General features: G+C 72.2%; 12 protein-coding genes. 9 read left to right on the top strand and 3 right to left on the bottom strand.

Translation table 11 applies throughout. From position 1 onward, the window contains the following. Window positions 1-5 precede the first annotated feature (5 nt). Window positions 6-1037, bottom strand: a complete 1032-nt coding sequence (locus tag ACGFIS_RS16720) for an alpha/beta hydrolase (RefSeq protein WP_392905781.1) — start codon at window positions 1035-1037, stop codon at window positions 6-8. A 143-nt stretch (window positions 1038-1180) separates the two neighbouring features. Between ACGFIS_RS16720 and ACGFIS_RS16715 the strand changes: the two genes are divergently transcribed. The 6 genes from ACGFIS_RS16715 to ACGFIS_RS16690 all read left to right on the top strand — a co-directional run bounded on the left by ACGFIS_RS16715 (window position 1181) and on the right by ACGFIS_RS16690 (window position 6410). Continuing rightward, window positions 1181-2395 (top strand): acetoin utilization protein AcuC, encoded by a 1215-nt coding sequence (locus tag ACGFIS_RS16715; protein ID WP_392905779.1) that lies wholly within the window; start codon window positions 1181-1183, stop codon window positions 2393-2395. After that, on the top strand, window positions 2392-3285 hold the full coding sequence (locus tag ACGFIS_RS16710) for a phosphatase (protein WP_392905777.1): 894 nt from the start codon (window positions 2392-2394) through the stop codon (window positions 3283-3285). Before ACGFIS_RS16715 ends, ACGFIS_RS16710 begins: the two co-directional genes overlap by 4 nt. Window positions 3286-3680: 395 nt before the next feature. Further along, complete coding sequence (locus tag ACGFIS_RS16705) at window positions 3681-3884, top strand: helix-turn-helix domain-containing protein (RefSeq protein WP_131877351.1); 204 nt, start codon at window positions 3681-3683, stop codon at window positions 3882-3884. Between the two features lie 402 nt (window positions 3885-4286). Then, on the top strand, window positions 4287-4385 hold the full coding sequence (locus ACGFIS_RS16700; RefSeq protein ID WP_018654693.1) for a 30S ribosomal protein bS22: 99 nt from the start codon (window positions 4287-4289) through the stop codon (window positions 4383-4385). 50 nt (window positions 4386-4435) lie between these two features. Beyond that, window positions 4436-5443: an NAD-dependent epimerase/dehydratase family protein gene (locus ACGFIS_RS16695; protein WP_392905773.1), complete on the top strand. Its 1008-nt coding sequence runs from the start codon at window positions 4436-4438 to the stop codon at window positions 5441-5443. 13 nt (window positions 5444-5456) lie between these two features. Then, entirely contained in the window at window positions 5457-6410 is a 954-nt protein-coding gene (locus tag ACGFIS_RS16690; protein WP_392905771.1) for a lysophospholipid acyltransferase family protein, read from the top strand. A gap of 58 nt (window positions 6411-6468) precedes the next feature. On the opposite strand, the gene ACGFIS_RS16685 is transcribed toward ACGFIS_RS16690, so the two are convergent. Continuing rightward, complete coding sequence (locus ACGFIS_RS16685; protein WP_392905769.1) at window positions 6469-6816, bottom strand: winged helix-turn-helix transcriptional regulator; 348 nt, start codon at window positions 6814-6816, stop codon at window positions 6469-6471. A 132-nt stretch (window positions 6817-6948) separates the two neighbouring features. Here ACGFIS_RS16685 and ACGFIS_RS16680 point away from each other — a divergent pair, with 132 nt between their 5' ends. The 3 genes from ACGFIS_RS16680 to ACGFIS_RS16670 all read left to right on the top strand — a co-directional run bounded on the left by ACGFIS_RS16680 (window position 6949) and on the right by ACGFIS_RS16670 (window position 9446). Beyond that, the gene (locus ACGFIS_RS16680; RefSeq protein WP_392971500.1) at window positions 6949-7557 is read left to right on the top strand and encodes a glyoxalase; all 609 of its coding nucleotides are present in this window, start codon (window positions 6949-6951) and stop codon (window positions 7555-7557) included. 84 nt (window positions 7558-7641) lie between these two features. Continuing rightward, window positions 7642-8664, top strand: a complete 1023-nt coding sequence (locus ACGFIS_RS16675) for an ATP-binding cassette domain-containing protein (RefSeq protein WP_392905764.1) — start codon at window positions 7642-7644, stop codon at window positions 8662-8664. Beyond that, complete coding sequence (locus ACGFIS_RS16670) at window positions 8661-9446, top strand: ABC transporter permease (protein WP_392971497.1); 786 nt, start codon at window positions 8661-8663, stop codon at window positions 9444-9446. Before ACGFIS_RS16675 ends, ACGFIS_RS16670 begins: the two co-directional genes overlap by 4 nt. Here the strand turns inward: ACGFIS_RS16670 and ACGFIS_RS16665 are convergent. Beyond that, window positions 9443-12658, bottom strand: a complete 3216-nt coding sequence (locus tag ACGFIS_RS16665) for an ATP-binding protein (protein ID WP_392971494.1) — start codon at window positions 12656-12658, stop codon at window positions 9443-9445. The two genes, ACGFIS_RS16670 and ACGFIS_RS16665, sit on opposite strands and share 4 nt — an antisense overlap. Between the last annotated feature and the right edge of the window lie 11 nt (window positions 12659-12669).

The following is a 12669-nucleotide window of genomic DNA, read 5'->3' as shown; positions in this document are numbered from 1 at the left end:
GACGTTCAGGCGGCTTCGGCCCCGGACCGTTCCGCGGCGGGGGGCGCCGTGACCGTGCGGATGAAGCGGCCCGCGTCGCGCATCGCGGCGGCGGACTCCGGCAGGACGCGGTTCAGGATCTGGAAGACGTGCATCTGCCCCTCCCAGACCTGGAGTTCGCAGTCCGCCCCGGCGCTCGTCAGGGCGTCCGCGAGGGCCTCGGCCTCGGGGCGCAGAACCTCGTCGCCGCCGACCTGGATGAGGACGGGCGGCGTGTCCGTCCACGCGCAGGTGAGCAGGGCCAGCCGCGGGTCGTCGAATCCGGCCGGCCCCACTACGAGGCGGGCGACCCGGCGCGCCGAGACGGCGCTGATGTACGGGTCGCGGGCGCGCTGCTGTGCGCGAAGGGAGATCTCGCAGGTCAGGTCGACCCAGGGGGAGAACAGGACGAGCCCGGCGGGGCCCGGCAGCCCGAGGCGGCAGATCTCGCCGGCCAGCGCCGCGGCGAGGTGCCCGCCGGCCGAGTCGCCCGCGAGGACGATGCCGGACGCGGTGACGCCGCGCGCGAGGAGCCACCGGTAGGCGGCGACGGCGTCCTCCAGCGGCGCGGGGAACGGGTGCTCGGGCGCGAGGCGGTACCGGGGGACCAGGACCGGCAGGCCCGTGTCGAGAGCGAGCCGCGACGTGATCGGACGGTGCGTGCGCGGCGAGCACACCACGTAGCCGCCGCCGTGAAGGTACAGGACGGCGCCCCCGGCAGCGCCTCCGGCGGCGTCCTCGGCATCGCGGGAAACGGCCCGCTCGCCGGAGTCGGCCCGCTCGCGGGAAACGATCCACTCGCCGGTGATGGGACGCTCGTCCCGGCCGGTTCCGAGTTGCGGGTCGTTCAGCGGCAGGACGCGGACCCGGGAGCCCGTCCGCATCAGCAGCGCCGCGGCGTCGACCGTCGAGCGGGCGGTGCGGATGCCGACGGCGTGGCCGGGGACGCGGTGGATGATGGGGCGGACGCCCATGCGGAGCGCGCTGCTGATCGCGCGGCTGCGAACGCTCGGCCCCATCTACGTCCCATCTGTAGGTAAATGACGTGCTATCGGTATGCCCATATTCGGTGTGTAATTCACGTCACAAGTTCGTCGCGGAAGGCCGCTCCCCACGGATCCTTGTGGACCAGGTCACGTGACGAAGGCGATACCGTGAGGTCATGAGCAGCGCCGCATCGTCCCCGCCCTCCACGCCCGAGGGCTGCGGGCTTGAGATCTTCTGGGACGAGCGGCTCATCTCCTACGACTTCGGTCCCGGGCATCCCATGAACCCCGTGCGCGTCGAGCTGACGATGGCGCTGGCCCGGGAACTCGGCGTCCTGGCCCGTCCCAACGTGCGGGTGTCGGAGTTCGAAGCGGCGAGCGACAAACTGCTCCGGCTCGTCCACGAGGAGCCTTACATCGCCGCGGTCAAGCACGCGGGCGCGACCGGGCTCCCCGAGATCCGGTACGGCATCGGCACTCCCGACAACCCCGTGTTCCTCGGCATGCACGACGCGTCCGCCCTCGTCGCGGGCGCCTCCGTCGCCGCCGCCGAGGCGGTGTGGACGGGACGCGCCGAGCACGCCGTCAACATCTCCGGCGGGCTGCACCATGCGCTGAGCGGCGCCGCGAGCGGGTTCTGCGTCTACAACGACCCGGCCATCGCGATCGCGTGGCTGCTGGAGAACGGCGCCGGGCGCGTCGCCTACGTCGACATCGACGTCCACCACGGCGACGGTGTCCAGGCCGCCTTCTACGACGACCCGCGCGTCCTCACGATCAGCCTGCACGAGACGCCCCGGACGCTGTTCCCCGGCACCGGTTTCCCCAACGAGACGGGAGCCGAGGGCACGTCCGTCAACATCTCGCTGCCGCCCGGCACGGGCGACCGGCCGTGGCTGCGCGCGTTCGACGCGATCGTCCCGCCGCTGCTGCGCCGGTTCCGCCCGGAGGTCCTCGTCACCCAGCACGGCGCCGACGGCCACGCGCTCGACCCGCTCGCGCACCTCACGCTCAGCGTGGACGGGCAGCGCACCGCCTACGGCATGCTGCACGGGCTCGCGCACGAGACCGCGGGCGGCCGCTGGATCGCCACCGGCGGCGGCGGCTACGAACTGGTCCAGGTCGTGCCGAGGGCGTGGACGCACCTTCTGGCCGAGGCGGCGGGCGGGCCGATCCCGCCGGACACGCCGACGCCGGAGGACTGGCGCGCGTTCGCCCGGCAGCGGACCGAGGAGATCGCCCCCCGCCGGATGACGGACGGGACGGACGTTGTGGAGGTCAGCAGGTGGGGGAATGGCTACGACCCGGCCAATCCGATCGACCAGGCGGTGCTGGCGACGCGTCGGGCGGTGTTCCCCGAGCACGGACTCGACCCGATGACGGACGAATGACGGCCACCGGGACACCGCGGGCGGCCGCACCGAAGCCGGCGCCGAGCAGGGACGAACTGCGCGCCCACCTCGTCCGGACGATGATCGCCGGTGGTGTGGCGACGCCGCGGCAGAACAACCTGCTGCACTACCGGCGGATGGCGGCCGGCCACCCGTACTACCAGTTCGGCCTGGATCTGAAGCCGTCGTGGACGGAGCAGACCGTGCTGGAGATGATGGTCGAACGCTGCGGCGTCGACCCCGATCCCCGGCACATCTACGGGGACGACACCATCGACCCCGAGATAACGCTCGACACCCTTGAGGCGATGGGCGAGCGCATCGGCCTCGCGGCACGCCGCCGGGAGAACGTGGTGATCGCGACGGGGCATCCGGCGACGCTGACGCCGCTGTACCAGGCGGTCGCGCAGGTGCTGGCGGACGCGGGCTGCCGGGTGCTGACGCCCGCGGCGGGCTGGACGTACGAGATCGACGTCGGCTACGGCGGCCTGGAACTGCGGCGCATCGTCCACGCCGAGCCCGGGGTGGCGATGCTGGAGGGCGACGACCGGCGGACGCACCACACGCACGACCCGCACCCGATGCAGGCCATGCTCCGCGAGCTGACCGTTGGCGAGCTGCCCAATACTGCTTCTGGGGGCGACGCGGAAGCTAAACCTGATATTTGGCCGGATCTGGCCATCGCCGATCACGGCTGGGCGGGGGCCGCCGGGCAGGCGGGCATCGACACCGTCGGGTTCGCTGACTGTAATGATCCGGCGCTGTTCGCGGGCGCCGCCGAAGGCAAGATCGACGTCGTCGTCCCGCTCGACGACGGCATCGCTCCGCACCACTATGCGCCTCTGACCGCGTACATCCTTGATCACGCGGGTCTGTACGCGCCCCGCTGACCCCGCTCGCCCCCACGCGTCCGTCCGCCCCGGCCGGCGTCGTACCGCCGAATGCGGCCCAGATGCCGTCCCGGGGGTCACTGCGTGTGACAGGGCGGCCGTAACGTGACTGATGGGCTTGCGGGACGCCATCGGGGACAGCGGAACCGCAGGTCAGCGCGGGGTCCCGGTTGACAACCGTTCGCTGGGCCACTCCCTGCGCCACTCCCTGTGTGGTCGCGTCCACGCTCTGTACGGAATCAGCACTGTGGCCCTTCGGTGAGGTCCGGATACGGAAATGTGCGGAACTCCCCTCTTGCGACTGCCGATACGCGATTTACGCTGGAGGAAGTACACGTGCGTGATCAAAGTCACCCAAAGGGCCGGTGCGCGGCACGTGTGGAAGAGGGCGTCCGATGACCTCAGGCGAGCGACCTCTGAGCGAGGTCAGGTTCCTGACCGTGGCCGAAGTGGCCTCGGTGATGCGGGTGTCCAAGATGACCGTCTATCGCCTAGTCCACTCCGGCGAGCTGCCCGCGATCCGCGTGGGCCGTTCGTTCCGGGTTCCCGAGCAGGCCGTTCACGACTACCTGCGCGACGCGTACATCGAAGCCGGATAACGGGTAAGGGCGGGGCATGAGCCACAACCCCGCCGCATACTCCACACCCGGCCGCGCAGGGGGCATCGGGACGGACCCCCGGGAACGTCCCGAAGCTGGGGAAGCAGGACGAGGACCGGCAGAACGGTCCGGACACCGAACGGGACGGGCGGTGGCCACCACCCGGTGGCCACCCGCCATGCCCGCCCGTGCGGAACGGTACCCGGCGCCGCGCGACGCGCGGTGCCGGCCTCCGTGTGCCCGCACACGCGGGCCGGGCAGCGCGCCGCGGCCCGGGGCACGGCGTGATCTCCCCCTGTACAGCGGTAGTCTTGGGCCGCGGACCGTGCGCGCGCCTCGAGTGACGCTCGCCAGCGGCACGCCCGTCTCCTGCACTACACCCGATACGCCGAGCGAGGTCTCGTGGGCTCTGTCATCAAAAAGCGACGCAAGCGGATGGCCAAGAAGAAGCACCGCAAGCTGCTGAAGAAGACGCGCATCCAGCGTCGCAACAAGAAGTAGTAGTCACGCCGGCCAGTAAGCCGTAAGGGGTGGGGCGCACAGTGTCCTCGATGCCCGCCGCCGCGGCCCGTGTCGTCCTCGTCACGGGCGTGTCCCGTTTCCTGGGGGCGCGGGTCGCGAACACCCTGCAAGCCGAACCGGGCATCGAGCGTGTCATCGGCGTGGACACGGTGCCGCCCGAGCCGACGCCCGGAATGTCGCTCGGCCGCACCGAGTTCGTCCGCGTCGACATACGCACGCCCAGCATCGCGAACATCATCGCGTCGGCCGGGGTCGACACGGTGGTGCACCTCAACCTGGTGACCTCCTCGTCCGTCCCGCGGGCGAAGGCGAAAGAGTTCAACGTCATCGGCACGATGCAGCTGCTCGCGGCCTGCCAGCGCTCGCCCGACATGCGCAAGCTCGTCGTGCGGTCCTCGGCCGCCGTGTACGGCTCGTCGCCGATGGACCCCGCCGTGTTCACCGAGCGGGACGAGCCCGTCGAGGCGCCCACGTCCGGTTACGCCAAGGACGCGGTCGAGGTCGAGGGCTACGTCCGGGGGCTGATGCGGCGCCGGTCCGATCTCACCGTGTCGGTGCTGCGGTTCGCGAACTTCCTCGGCCCCGGCGTCGACTCCCCGCTCACCCGGTACATGCACCTGCCGGTCGTCCCGACGGTGCTGGGCTTCGACCCGCGGCTGCAGTTCGTCCACGAGGACGACGGCGTCGAGGTGCTGCGCCGCATGACCGTCGAGGACCATCCCGGCTGCTACAACGTCGCCGGAGACGGCGTCCTGCTGCTGTCCCAGGCGCTCCGCCGCGCCGGACGTCCCTACCTGCCCGTCCCGTCGCCGTCCATCTCGGTGCTCGGCGATGTGGGACGGCGGTTCGCCGGGCTGTCCGGGTTCTCGCCGGAGCTCCTGCGCTGGCTGACCTACGGCCGGGTCATCGACACCACCGCCCTGCAGGACGAACTGTCGTGGCGTCCCAAGTACGGCTCGGAGGCGGCCTTCGCCGACTTCGCCGATGCCCAGGGCTTCGGCCACGGCCGCCTGACCTCCCTGTTCGGACGTCCATGAAGGGGAGCCCGCGATGATGAACGCCCACCGCAAGGACGACGACGGCAACGACGACGGCGCGCGGGTCATCCGCCTGGCCTCGGCCCGCCGCGACGACGAGCCGCCGGGACGCTCCGAACACGGGCCTTCCGAACACGGGCCGTTCGAGCGCGGCATCGCGTCCGGCCTGGCGTTCCTGCGCCGCCGCCTGTCCGGCGAGTACGAGGTCGACGAGTTCGGCTTCGACCCGGAGTTCAACTCCACCGTCCTGCTGCCCCTCGCCCGCGCCCTCTACGAGCACTGGTTCCGCGTCGAACTCGCCGGTGTGGACAACATCCCGGACGGCGCCGCCCTCCTCGTCGCCAACCACTCCGGCACCGTCCCCCTCGACGCGCTCATGCTGTCGGTCGCCCTGCACGACCACGCCGACCGGCAGGTCCGCCTGCTCGGCGCCGACCTCGTGTACCAGATCCCGCTGCTCGGGCACCTGTCCCGCAAGGCCGGGCACACCCTCGCCTGCCAGGCCGACGCCGCCCGCCTGCTCGGCAAGGGCGAACTCGTCGGCGTCTTCCCCGAGGGCTTCAAGGGCGTCGGCAAACCCTTCTCCGACCGCTACAAGCTCCAGCGCTTCGGGCGCGGCGGCTTCGTCGGAACCGCCCTGCGCTCCGGCGTCCCCATCGTCCCGTGCGCCATCGTGGGCGCCGAGGAGATCTACCCCAAGATCGCCGACCTGCGCCCGCTGGCCCGCCTCCTCGGCCTCCCGTACTTCCCGGTCACCCCGACGTTCCCGCTCCTCGGCCCGGCCGGGCTCGTCCCGCTCCCGTCCAAATGGATGATCCAGTTCGGCGAGCCCATGACCCTGGACGAGTACGACGCCGACGCCGCCGACGACCCCATGACGGTCTTCAACATCACCGACCACGTCCGCGAGAACGTCCAGCAGATGCTCTACGACACCCTCCTCCGCCGAGGGCCCGCCTTCCTCTGACCGGCCTCTGGTGCCACCTCGGCCGTTCGCGTCGCCGGGCCGGTGGCGGGCCGTGCGTTCACGCCTCGGCTTGGTCCTTGCCGTGGGTGGGGACGATGTCGAGTTCGTCCATGCGGCGGGTGGCCCATTCCCCCAGGGCACCGAGCGCCGCGTAGAGCGCAACGCCCTGGTCCGTCAGCTCGTACTCGACCCGGGGCGGGGTCTCCTCGAACACGGTCCGCCGGACGATTTCGTCCGCTTCAAGCGCGCGTAGCTGCTGGGTGAGCACCTTTTCACTGACGCCGGGGAGGCTGCGGCGCAACTCGCCGAACCGGTGGAGCCGCTCGTCCAGCGCCCACAGGATCAGCGCTTTCCACTTCCCCCCGACGACGTCCATCGCGGCGTCAAGGGCACAGATGTAACGCACTTCGAAGTGCGTGGTTACTCAAAAGTCAGTCACGTGACCAGCGTCGATCATGCCGCCATGCATGGGGAGACATGACCAGACCGATCAGAAATCGAGAAGCACGGGAACCGGGTCGCGCCTAGCGTGACCGCCATGGCTTCCATCGAATCCATCACTCTCGAAGTGGACGACCACGTGGCCGCCGAGCGGTTCTACGCCACTGCCTTCGGTTTGGGCGCCCAGCTGCGCCTGCGGGCCTCGGACGCACCGACGACCGGCTTCCGCGGGTTCGCGGTGTCGCTCATCGTGGCCCAGCCCGCCGATGCCGACGCCCTTGTCGACGCCGCCCTCGACGCCGGCGCCACGTCGCTGAAGTCGGCCAAGAAGTCGCTCTGGGGCTACGGCGGCGTCGTCCAGGCCCCGGACGGGACCATCTGGACGGTCGCGTCGTCGGCGAAGAAGGACACCGGCCCGGCCTCCCGGCAGATTGACGAGATCGTCCTCCAGCTGGGAGTCGCGGACGTGGCCGAGAGCAAGCGGTTCTACGTCGACCGCGGCCTTGCCGTGACGAAGAGCTATGGCCGCAAGTACGTCGAGTTCGCCGCCCCGTCGAGTCCCGTCAAGCTGTCGCTGAACAAGCGCGGCGCCCTCGCCAAGGTCGCCGGCGTCGCTCCCGAAGGCACCGGATCGCACCGCCTCGTGATCGGCGGCGATGCCGGGCCCTTCACCGACCCGGACGGCTTCGTGTGGCGCCGACCGTGAGCGGGCATTCGTGGAGAACGTATGAGAGCCCGCGTGAAACCGGCGTGAAAGCGGGCTGAAAGCGCAGGCGCGCACGCTTCGGTCATGAACACAGGACCACGGCAGACGGCCATTCATGCGGCCGGGCTTCGGAAGGCGTTCGGGGAGAAGGTCGTCCTCGACGGAATCGATATGGACGTAGCGCGCGGGACGGTCTTCTCGCTGCTCGGGCCGAACGGGGCGGGGAAGACCACGGCGGTGCGAATCCTGTCCACGTTGATTCGTGCGGACGGAGGCGAGGCGCGGGTCGCGGGACGGGACATCGCGAGGGATCCCGACGGGGTGCGCAGGGCGATCGGTGTCACCGGGCAGTACTCGGCGGTGGACGGGCTGCTGACCGGGCGGGAGAACCTGATCCTGATGGCGGACCTGCACCGGCTGGGCAAGGCCCCGGGACGCAGGGCGGCCGACGAGTTGCTGGAGCGGCTCGGTCTGGTGGAGGCGGCGAACAGGACGGCCGCCACGTACTCGGGCGGGATGCGGCGGCGGCTCGACCTTGCGATGACGCTGATCGGCGACCCCCAGATCATCTTTCTGGACGAGCCGACGACCGGGCTCGACCCGCGGAGCCGGCGGACGATGTGGGAGATCGTCCGCGGCCTCGTCCGGCGCGGCGTGACGATCTTCCTGACGACGCAGTACCTGGAGGAGGCGGACCACCTCGCCGACAGGATCGCGGTCCTGGACGGCGGGCGGCTGGTCGCCGAGGGCACGTCGGACGAGCTGAAGCGGCTGGTTCCGGGCGGGCACGTCCGGCTGCGGTTCGGGGATCCGGTGGCGCTGGACGCGGCCGCCCGGCTCCTCGGCGTGGTCGCGCGGGACGATGACGCCCTCGCGTTGCAGGTGCCGGGCGACGGCGGTGTCCGGTCGCTGCGGGCGCTGCTCGGGCGGCTGGAGGACGCGTCGATCGACGTCGGGGAGCTGTCCGTGCACACCCCCGACCTGGACGACGTGTTCCTGGCGCTCACCGGGCGCCCCCAGAACGAGACGGCATGCCACCGGAAGGAAACGGGACGCCCTCAGATCGAGGCCGGGCGCCCCCGGAGCGGGAAGGCGAACACGCGATGACGACCCTCACGCACGCGGCGACGGACTCCGCGACGATGCTGCGCCGCAACCTGCGGCACGCGCTGCGCTACCCGTCCCTGTCGATCGCCGGGATGATGACGCCGATCTTCATCATGATGCTGTTCGTCGGCGTGTTCGGGAACGCGCTCGGCGAGGGCGTCGGCGGGCCGGCGAAGGGCGACTACATCACCTATGTCGCGCCGGGGATCATCCTGATGGCCGTCGCGTCCGGATGCCTGACGACGTCGGTGTCGGTGTCCCTGGACATGACCGAGGGCATCGTCGACAGGTTCCGGACGATGGCGATCGCGCGGGTGTCGCTGCTCACCGGGCATGTCGTCGGCAGCATGATCCAGACGGTGATCAGCACGGCCGCGGTCATCGGGGTCGCGGTCGCGATGGGGTTCCGGACGGACGGGAGCCTCCTCGACTGGCTCGCCGCGATCGGGCTGCTGGTCCTGCTCATGTTCGCGCTGACGTGGGTGGCGGTCGCGCTGGGGCTGCTGGCGAAGACCCCGGAGGGCGCGAGCAACTCGCCGCTGATCATCCAGTTCCTGCCGTTCGTGGGCAGCGCGATCGTCCCGCCGGAGTCGATGCCGGCCGGGGTGCGGTGGTTCGCCGAGTACCAGCCGTTCACCCCGATCATCGAGACGCTCCGGGGGCTGCTGGTCGGCACGCCGGACGCCCAGGACGCGGTGGTCTCCGTCGCGTGGTGTGCGGGACTCGCCGCGGGCGGCTACGTGCTGTCGAAGGTGCTGTTCGACCGCAAGGCCCCCCGCTAATCCCCGTTAGCCGCGCCGGCCGCGAGTTCGCGGACGGCGTTGCGCAGCTCGGCGCCGCCCAGGCCGGCGTACCTCGACACGGCGTCGAGGTACGCCGGCGCGTCGGCGTCCTCGGCGGCGCGGCGGGCCGCCGACGCGGACATGGTCGGCTGGAAGTTCCGGACGAAGTGCAGCCGCTCCGCCAGCGCGATCGTGCGGGCGGCCCGCGTCCGGACGTCCGGCGGCGCTTCGGCGGGGCCGCCGGCGCGGGCGAGGTCGGCCAGGGCGAGGGCCAGCAGGATGCCGCCGCAGAGGGGCAGGTCCATGAAGAAGGCCGGCAGCGTGGCGGGTGCGTGGGCGAGCAGTCCCGTCAGTTTGCCGGGCAGCCCGGCCGCGATGTCGCCGACCAGGTCGAGGCGCCCGTGCCGCGCGTGGGCGACGACGGTGACGCAGTGGCCTTCGAGCTCCCACGGGTCCAGGCCGGGCGCCGACATGGGGTTCTCTTCGTCCGCCAGCCGCTGCACCGCCTGCCGCCAGAGCCGCAGGCCGGTTTCGGTGTCGCCGCGGCTGAAGGCGATCTCCGCGCGGGCGCCGAGGTTGAACGTGGCGGTGCCGAACGTCTCGTCCGGGCCGGACACGAGCGACTGGTCGAGCCAGTGTTCCGCCCGGTCGACGTTGCCGAGGCTGATGTCGGCGGCCGCGAGCGCCCACAGGAGCCCGAACATGTCGGAACCTCCGTGCTCTTTGAGCAGGTCCAGGGACACGTGCAGGTGGTGCGCGGCCCGCTCGCCCCGGTCGAGCTGCAGCAGCAGTTCGCTGAGCCGCGAGTGGGCGAGCAGCCTGAGCCATGGAGTGTGCTGATCGCCGGACGCGGGCAGCATCGCCTCGGTGGCCGCGAGCGCGCCGGTCAGGTCGCCGTCACGTTCCCGGATGTAGCCGGCGACGCAGTTCGCGAGGGCGGCCAGAAGCGGCTCGCCGCTCGCGCGCATCCGGTCGAGGACGGCCGCGCCGCCGTCCGGGTCGAGGATCTCCGGCCCGGCGGCCATCAGGATCGCCATGGCCCGGATGAGGCTGGTCGGCGCCGCCGGCGGCAGGCGGCGCAGCGCGACGAGGGTGCGCGTCGGCCGCGGTCCTTTCAGCAGGAGCGACGTCAGGGTGCTGACGGTGAGGGCCGTCCGGGTCGTCTCGACGTCTTCGGGCCCGGGGCGGAAGCGGCTCAGCAGCCCGGCGGTCTCCTCGGCCATGACGATCAGCCGGTCGTACGCGGACTCCAGCATCCACATGCCGCCCAGGACCGCGGTCACCGCCGCGACGGCCGGGCCGTCCCCGCGGGCGAGCCCATGGCGGAGCGCCTGCAGCAGGTTGTCCTGCTCGACCCGGACGCGCGCCAAGGGCTCGGACCCGAACAGGGCCTCCTGATGCGCGGCGCCGTACTCCCGCGCCCAGGCGAGCAGCCCGTCGATCGCGCGGTCCGTCCCGCCTTCGGCCCCCTCCCCCTCGCGGTGGGCCGCGCTGAACTCCCGGACGCTCTCCAGCATCCGGAATCGCGTCCCGGAGCCGCTCTCGGTCATTTCGAGCAGCGACTGGCCGACGAGGTCTTCCAGGGTGTCGAGGGTTCTCAGGGTGTCGCCGCCCAGGAAATGGCGCGCCGCGTCCGCGGTGAAACCGGCGGAGAAGATCGACAGCAACCGCATGGCGTCCCGCCCGGACGGGCTGAGGAGGTTCCAGCTCCAGTCGACGACGGCATGCATGGTGCGGTGCCTGGACGGCGCGTCGCGCGCGTTGCCGCGCAGCAGCGCGAACCGGTCGTCCAGCCCGCGGGTGATTTCGGGCACCGACATGACGCGGACGCGCGCCGCCGCCAGCTCGACGGCGAGCGGCAGCCCGTCCAGGTGCCGGCACAGCTCCTCCACCGCGTCCGCCGGGAGGTCGGCGTCCGGCCGGGCCGCGTGCGCGCGCTGCCGGAACAGCTCCACGGCGGTCGGCAGGTCCAGCGCGGGCAGCGGGTACACCGACTCCGACGACAGGCCGAGCGGCGCGCGGCTCGTGGTGAGGACACGCAGGTCCCGCGTCATCGACACCAGGCCGCCGACCAGGGCGGCGGCGCCGTCGGCGACGTGCTCGCAGTTGTCCAGGACGAGCAGTGCCGGGCCCTGCCCGAGCGTCTCCGCGATCCCGCCGAGCCGGTCCGCCGCCCCGCCGAGGCGGCCGGGGGCGGCCCGGCGCGGGTCGCCGACGCCGAGGACGGACGCCACCTCGGCCGCCACGTCCTCGTTCCGGGCGACGCCGGCGAGCGCGACGACGTGCACGGCCGGCTGCGGGGCGTCGCGCGCCACGGCGTTCGCGAGCCGGGTCTTGCCGAGCCCGCCCGGCCCGACGATCGAGGTGACGCGTGAGGTGCGCAGCAGATCCCGCACGGCGGCAAGGGCGCCGGCGCGGCCGAGCAGCGGGTTCGGCTCGTGCGCGACGCCTCGCCGTACGGCGGGTGCCTCGTCCCGCAGCAGCCCCTGCTGGACGGCCTTGAGCGCGGCCCCCGGGTCGGTGCCGAGTTCGTCGCGCAGCGAGCGCCGGTAGGACTCGTACCGGGTCAGCGCGGCGGACGGGCCGGCGGTCGCCGCCTCGCAGCGCAGAAGTTCGGCGAGGACCTCCTCGTCCCGGGGGGACGCGCGGGCGACGGCGGTGAGCGCGTCGAACCCCTCCGCGTGCCGGTCGAGCCGCGCCAGCGCCAGCGCACGGGCACGCACCAGCGCCCGGTACGTCGAGGCCCTCTTCGTGCGCAGCACGGACAGCGGATCGGACAACAGCGGATCGGACAGCGGATCGTCTCCGTCGTCCGGCTCCGGAGGTGCGTCCCACAGCGCGAGGCCCTCCACGGCGTGTGTGAGCGCGCCCGCCTGGTCGCCGTCGCGAGAGCACCGGGCGCTCGCGGACGCGGCGAGCAGCACGGCCGACGCGTCCACTTCGGGCTCGTCCAGCCCCAGCCGGTACCCGGACGGGGTGCTCACGATGACGTCCGCGCCGAGCTGTGACCGCGCCCGTGAGACGACGACCTGGAGCGCCTTGGACGGGTTCTCCGGACGCTCGTCCGGCCACAGCCCCTCGACCAGGCGGACGACGGGCACGCCCGCCCGCGGCTCCTCCGCGAGCAGCGCGAGCAGGCCGCGCAGCCGGGGGCTCGTGACATCCCGCCCACGGCAGGCGACGCGGGACAACAACGCCAGTTCGACGCTCACGCGAAAAGGCT

This window comes from Spirillospora sp. NPDC048824 (genome assembly GCF_043198455.1).
Classification (GTDB): Bacteria; Actinomycetota; Actinomycetes; order Streptosporangiales; family Streptosporangiaceae; genus Spirillospora.
Note: the sequence above shows the minus strand (reverse complement) of the source record. Positions and strands in the feature narration are given on the sequence as shown.

Coding starts and splice junctions, on each gene's coding strand:
- ACGFIS_RS16720 (WP_392905781.1), bottom strand. CDS start 1,037: ATGGGGCCGAGCGTTCGCAGCCGCGCGATCAGCAGCGCGCTCCGCATG.
- ACGFIS_RS16715 (WP_392905779.1), top strand. CDS start 1,181: ATGAGCAGCGCCGCATCGTCCCCGCCCTCCACGCCCGAGGGCTGCGGG.
- ACGFIS_RS16710 (WP_392905777.1), top strand. CDS start 2,392: ATGACGGCCACCGGGACACCGCGGGCGGCCGCACCGAAGCCGGCGCCG.
- ACGFIS_RS16705 (WP_131877351.1), top strand. CDS start 3,681: ATGACCTCAGGCGAGCGACCTCTGAGCGAGGTCAGGTTCCTGACCGTG.
- ACGFIS_RS16695 (WP_392905773.1), top strand. CDS start 4,436: ATGCCCGCCGCCGCGGCCCGTGTCGTCCTCGTCACGGGCGTGTCCCGT.
- ACGFIS_RS16690 (WP_392905771.1), top strand. CDS start 5,457: ATGATGAACGCCCACCGCAAGGACGACGACGGCAACGACGACGGCGCG.
- ACGFIS_RS16680 (WP_392971500.1), top strand. CDS start 6,949: ATGGCTTCCATCGAATCCATCACTCTCGAAGTGGACGACCACGTGGCC.
- ACGFIS_RS16675 (WP_392905764.1), top strand. CDS start 7,642: ATGAACACAGGACCACGGCAGACGGCCATTCATGCGGCCGGGCTTCGG.
- ACGFIS_RS16670 (WP_392971497.1), top strand. CDS start 8,661: ATGACGACCCTCACGCACGCGGCGACGGACTCCGCGACGATGCTGCGC.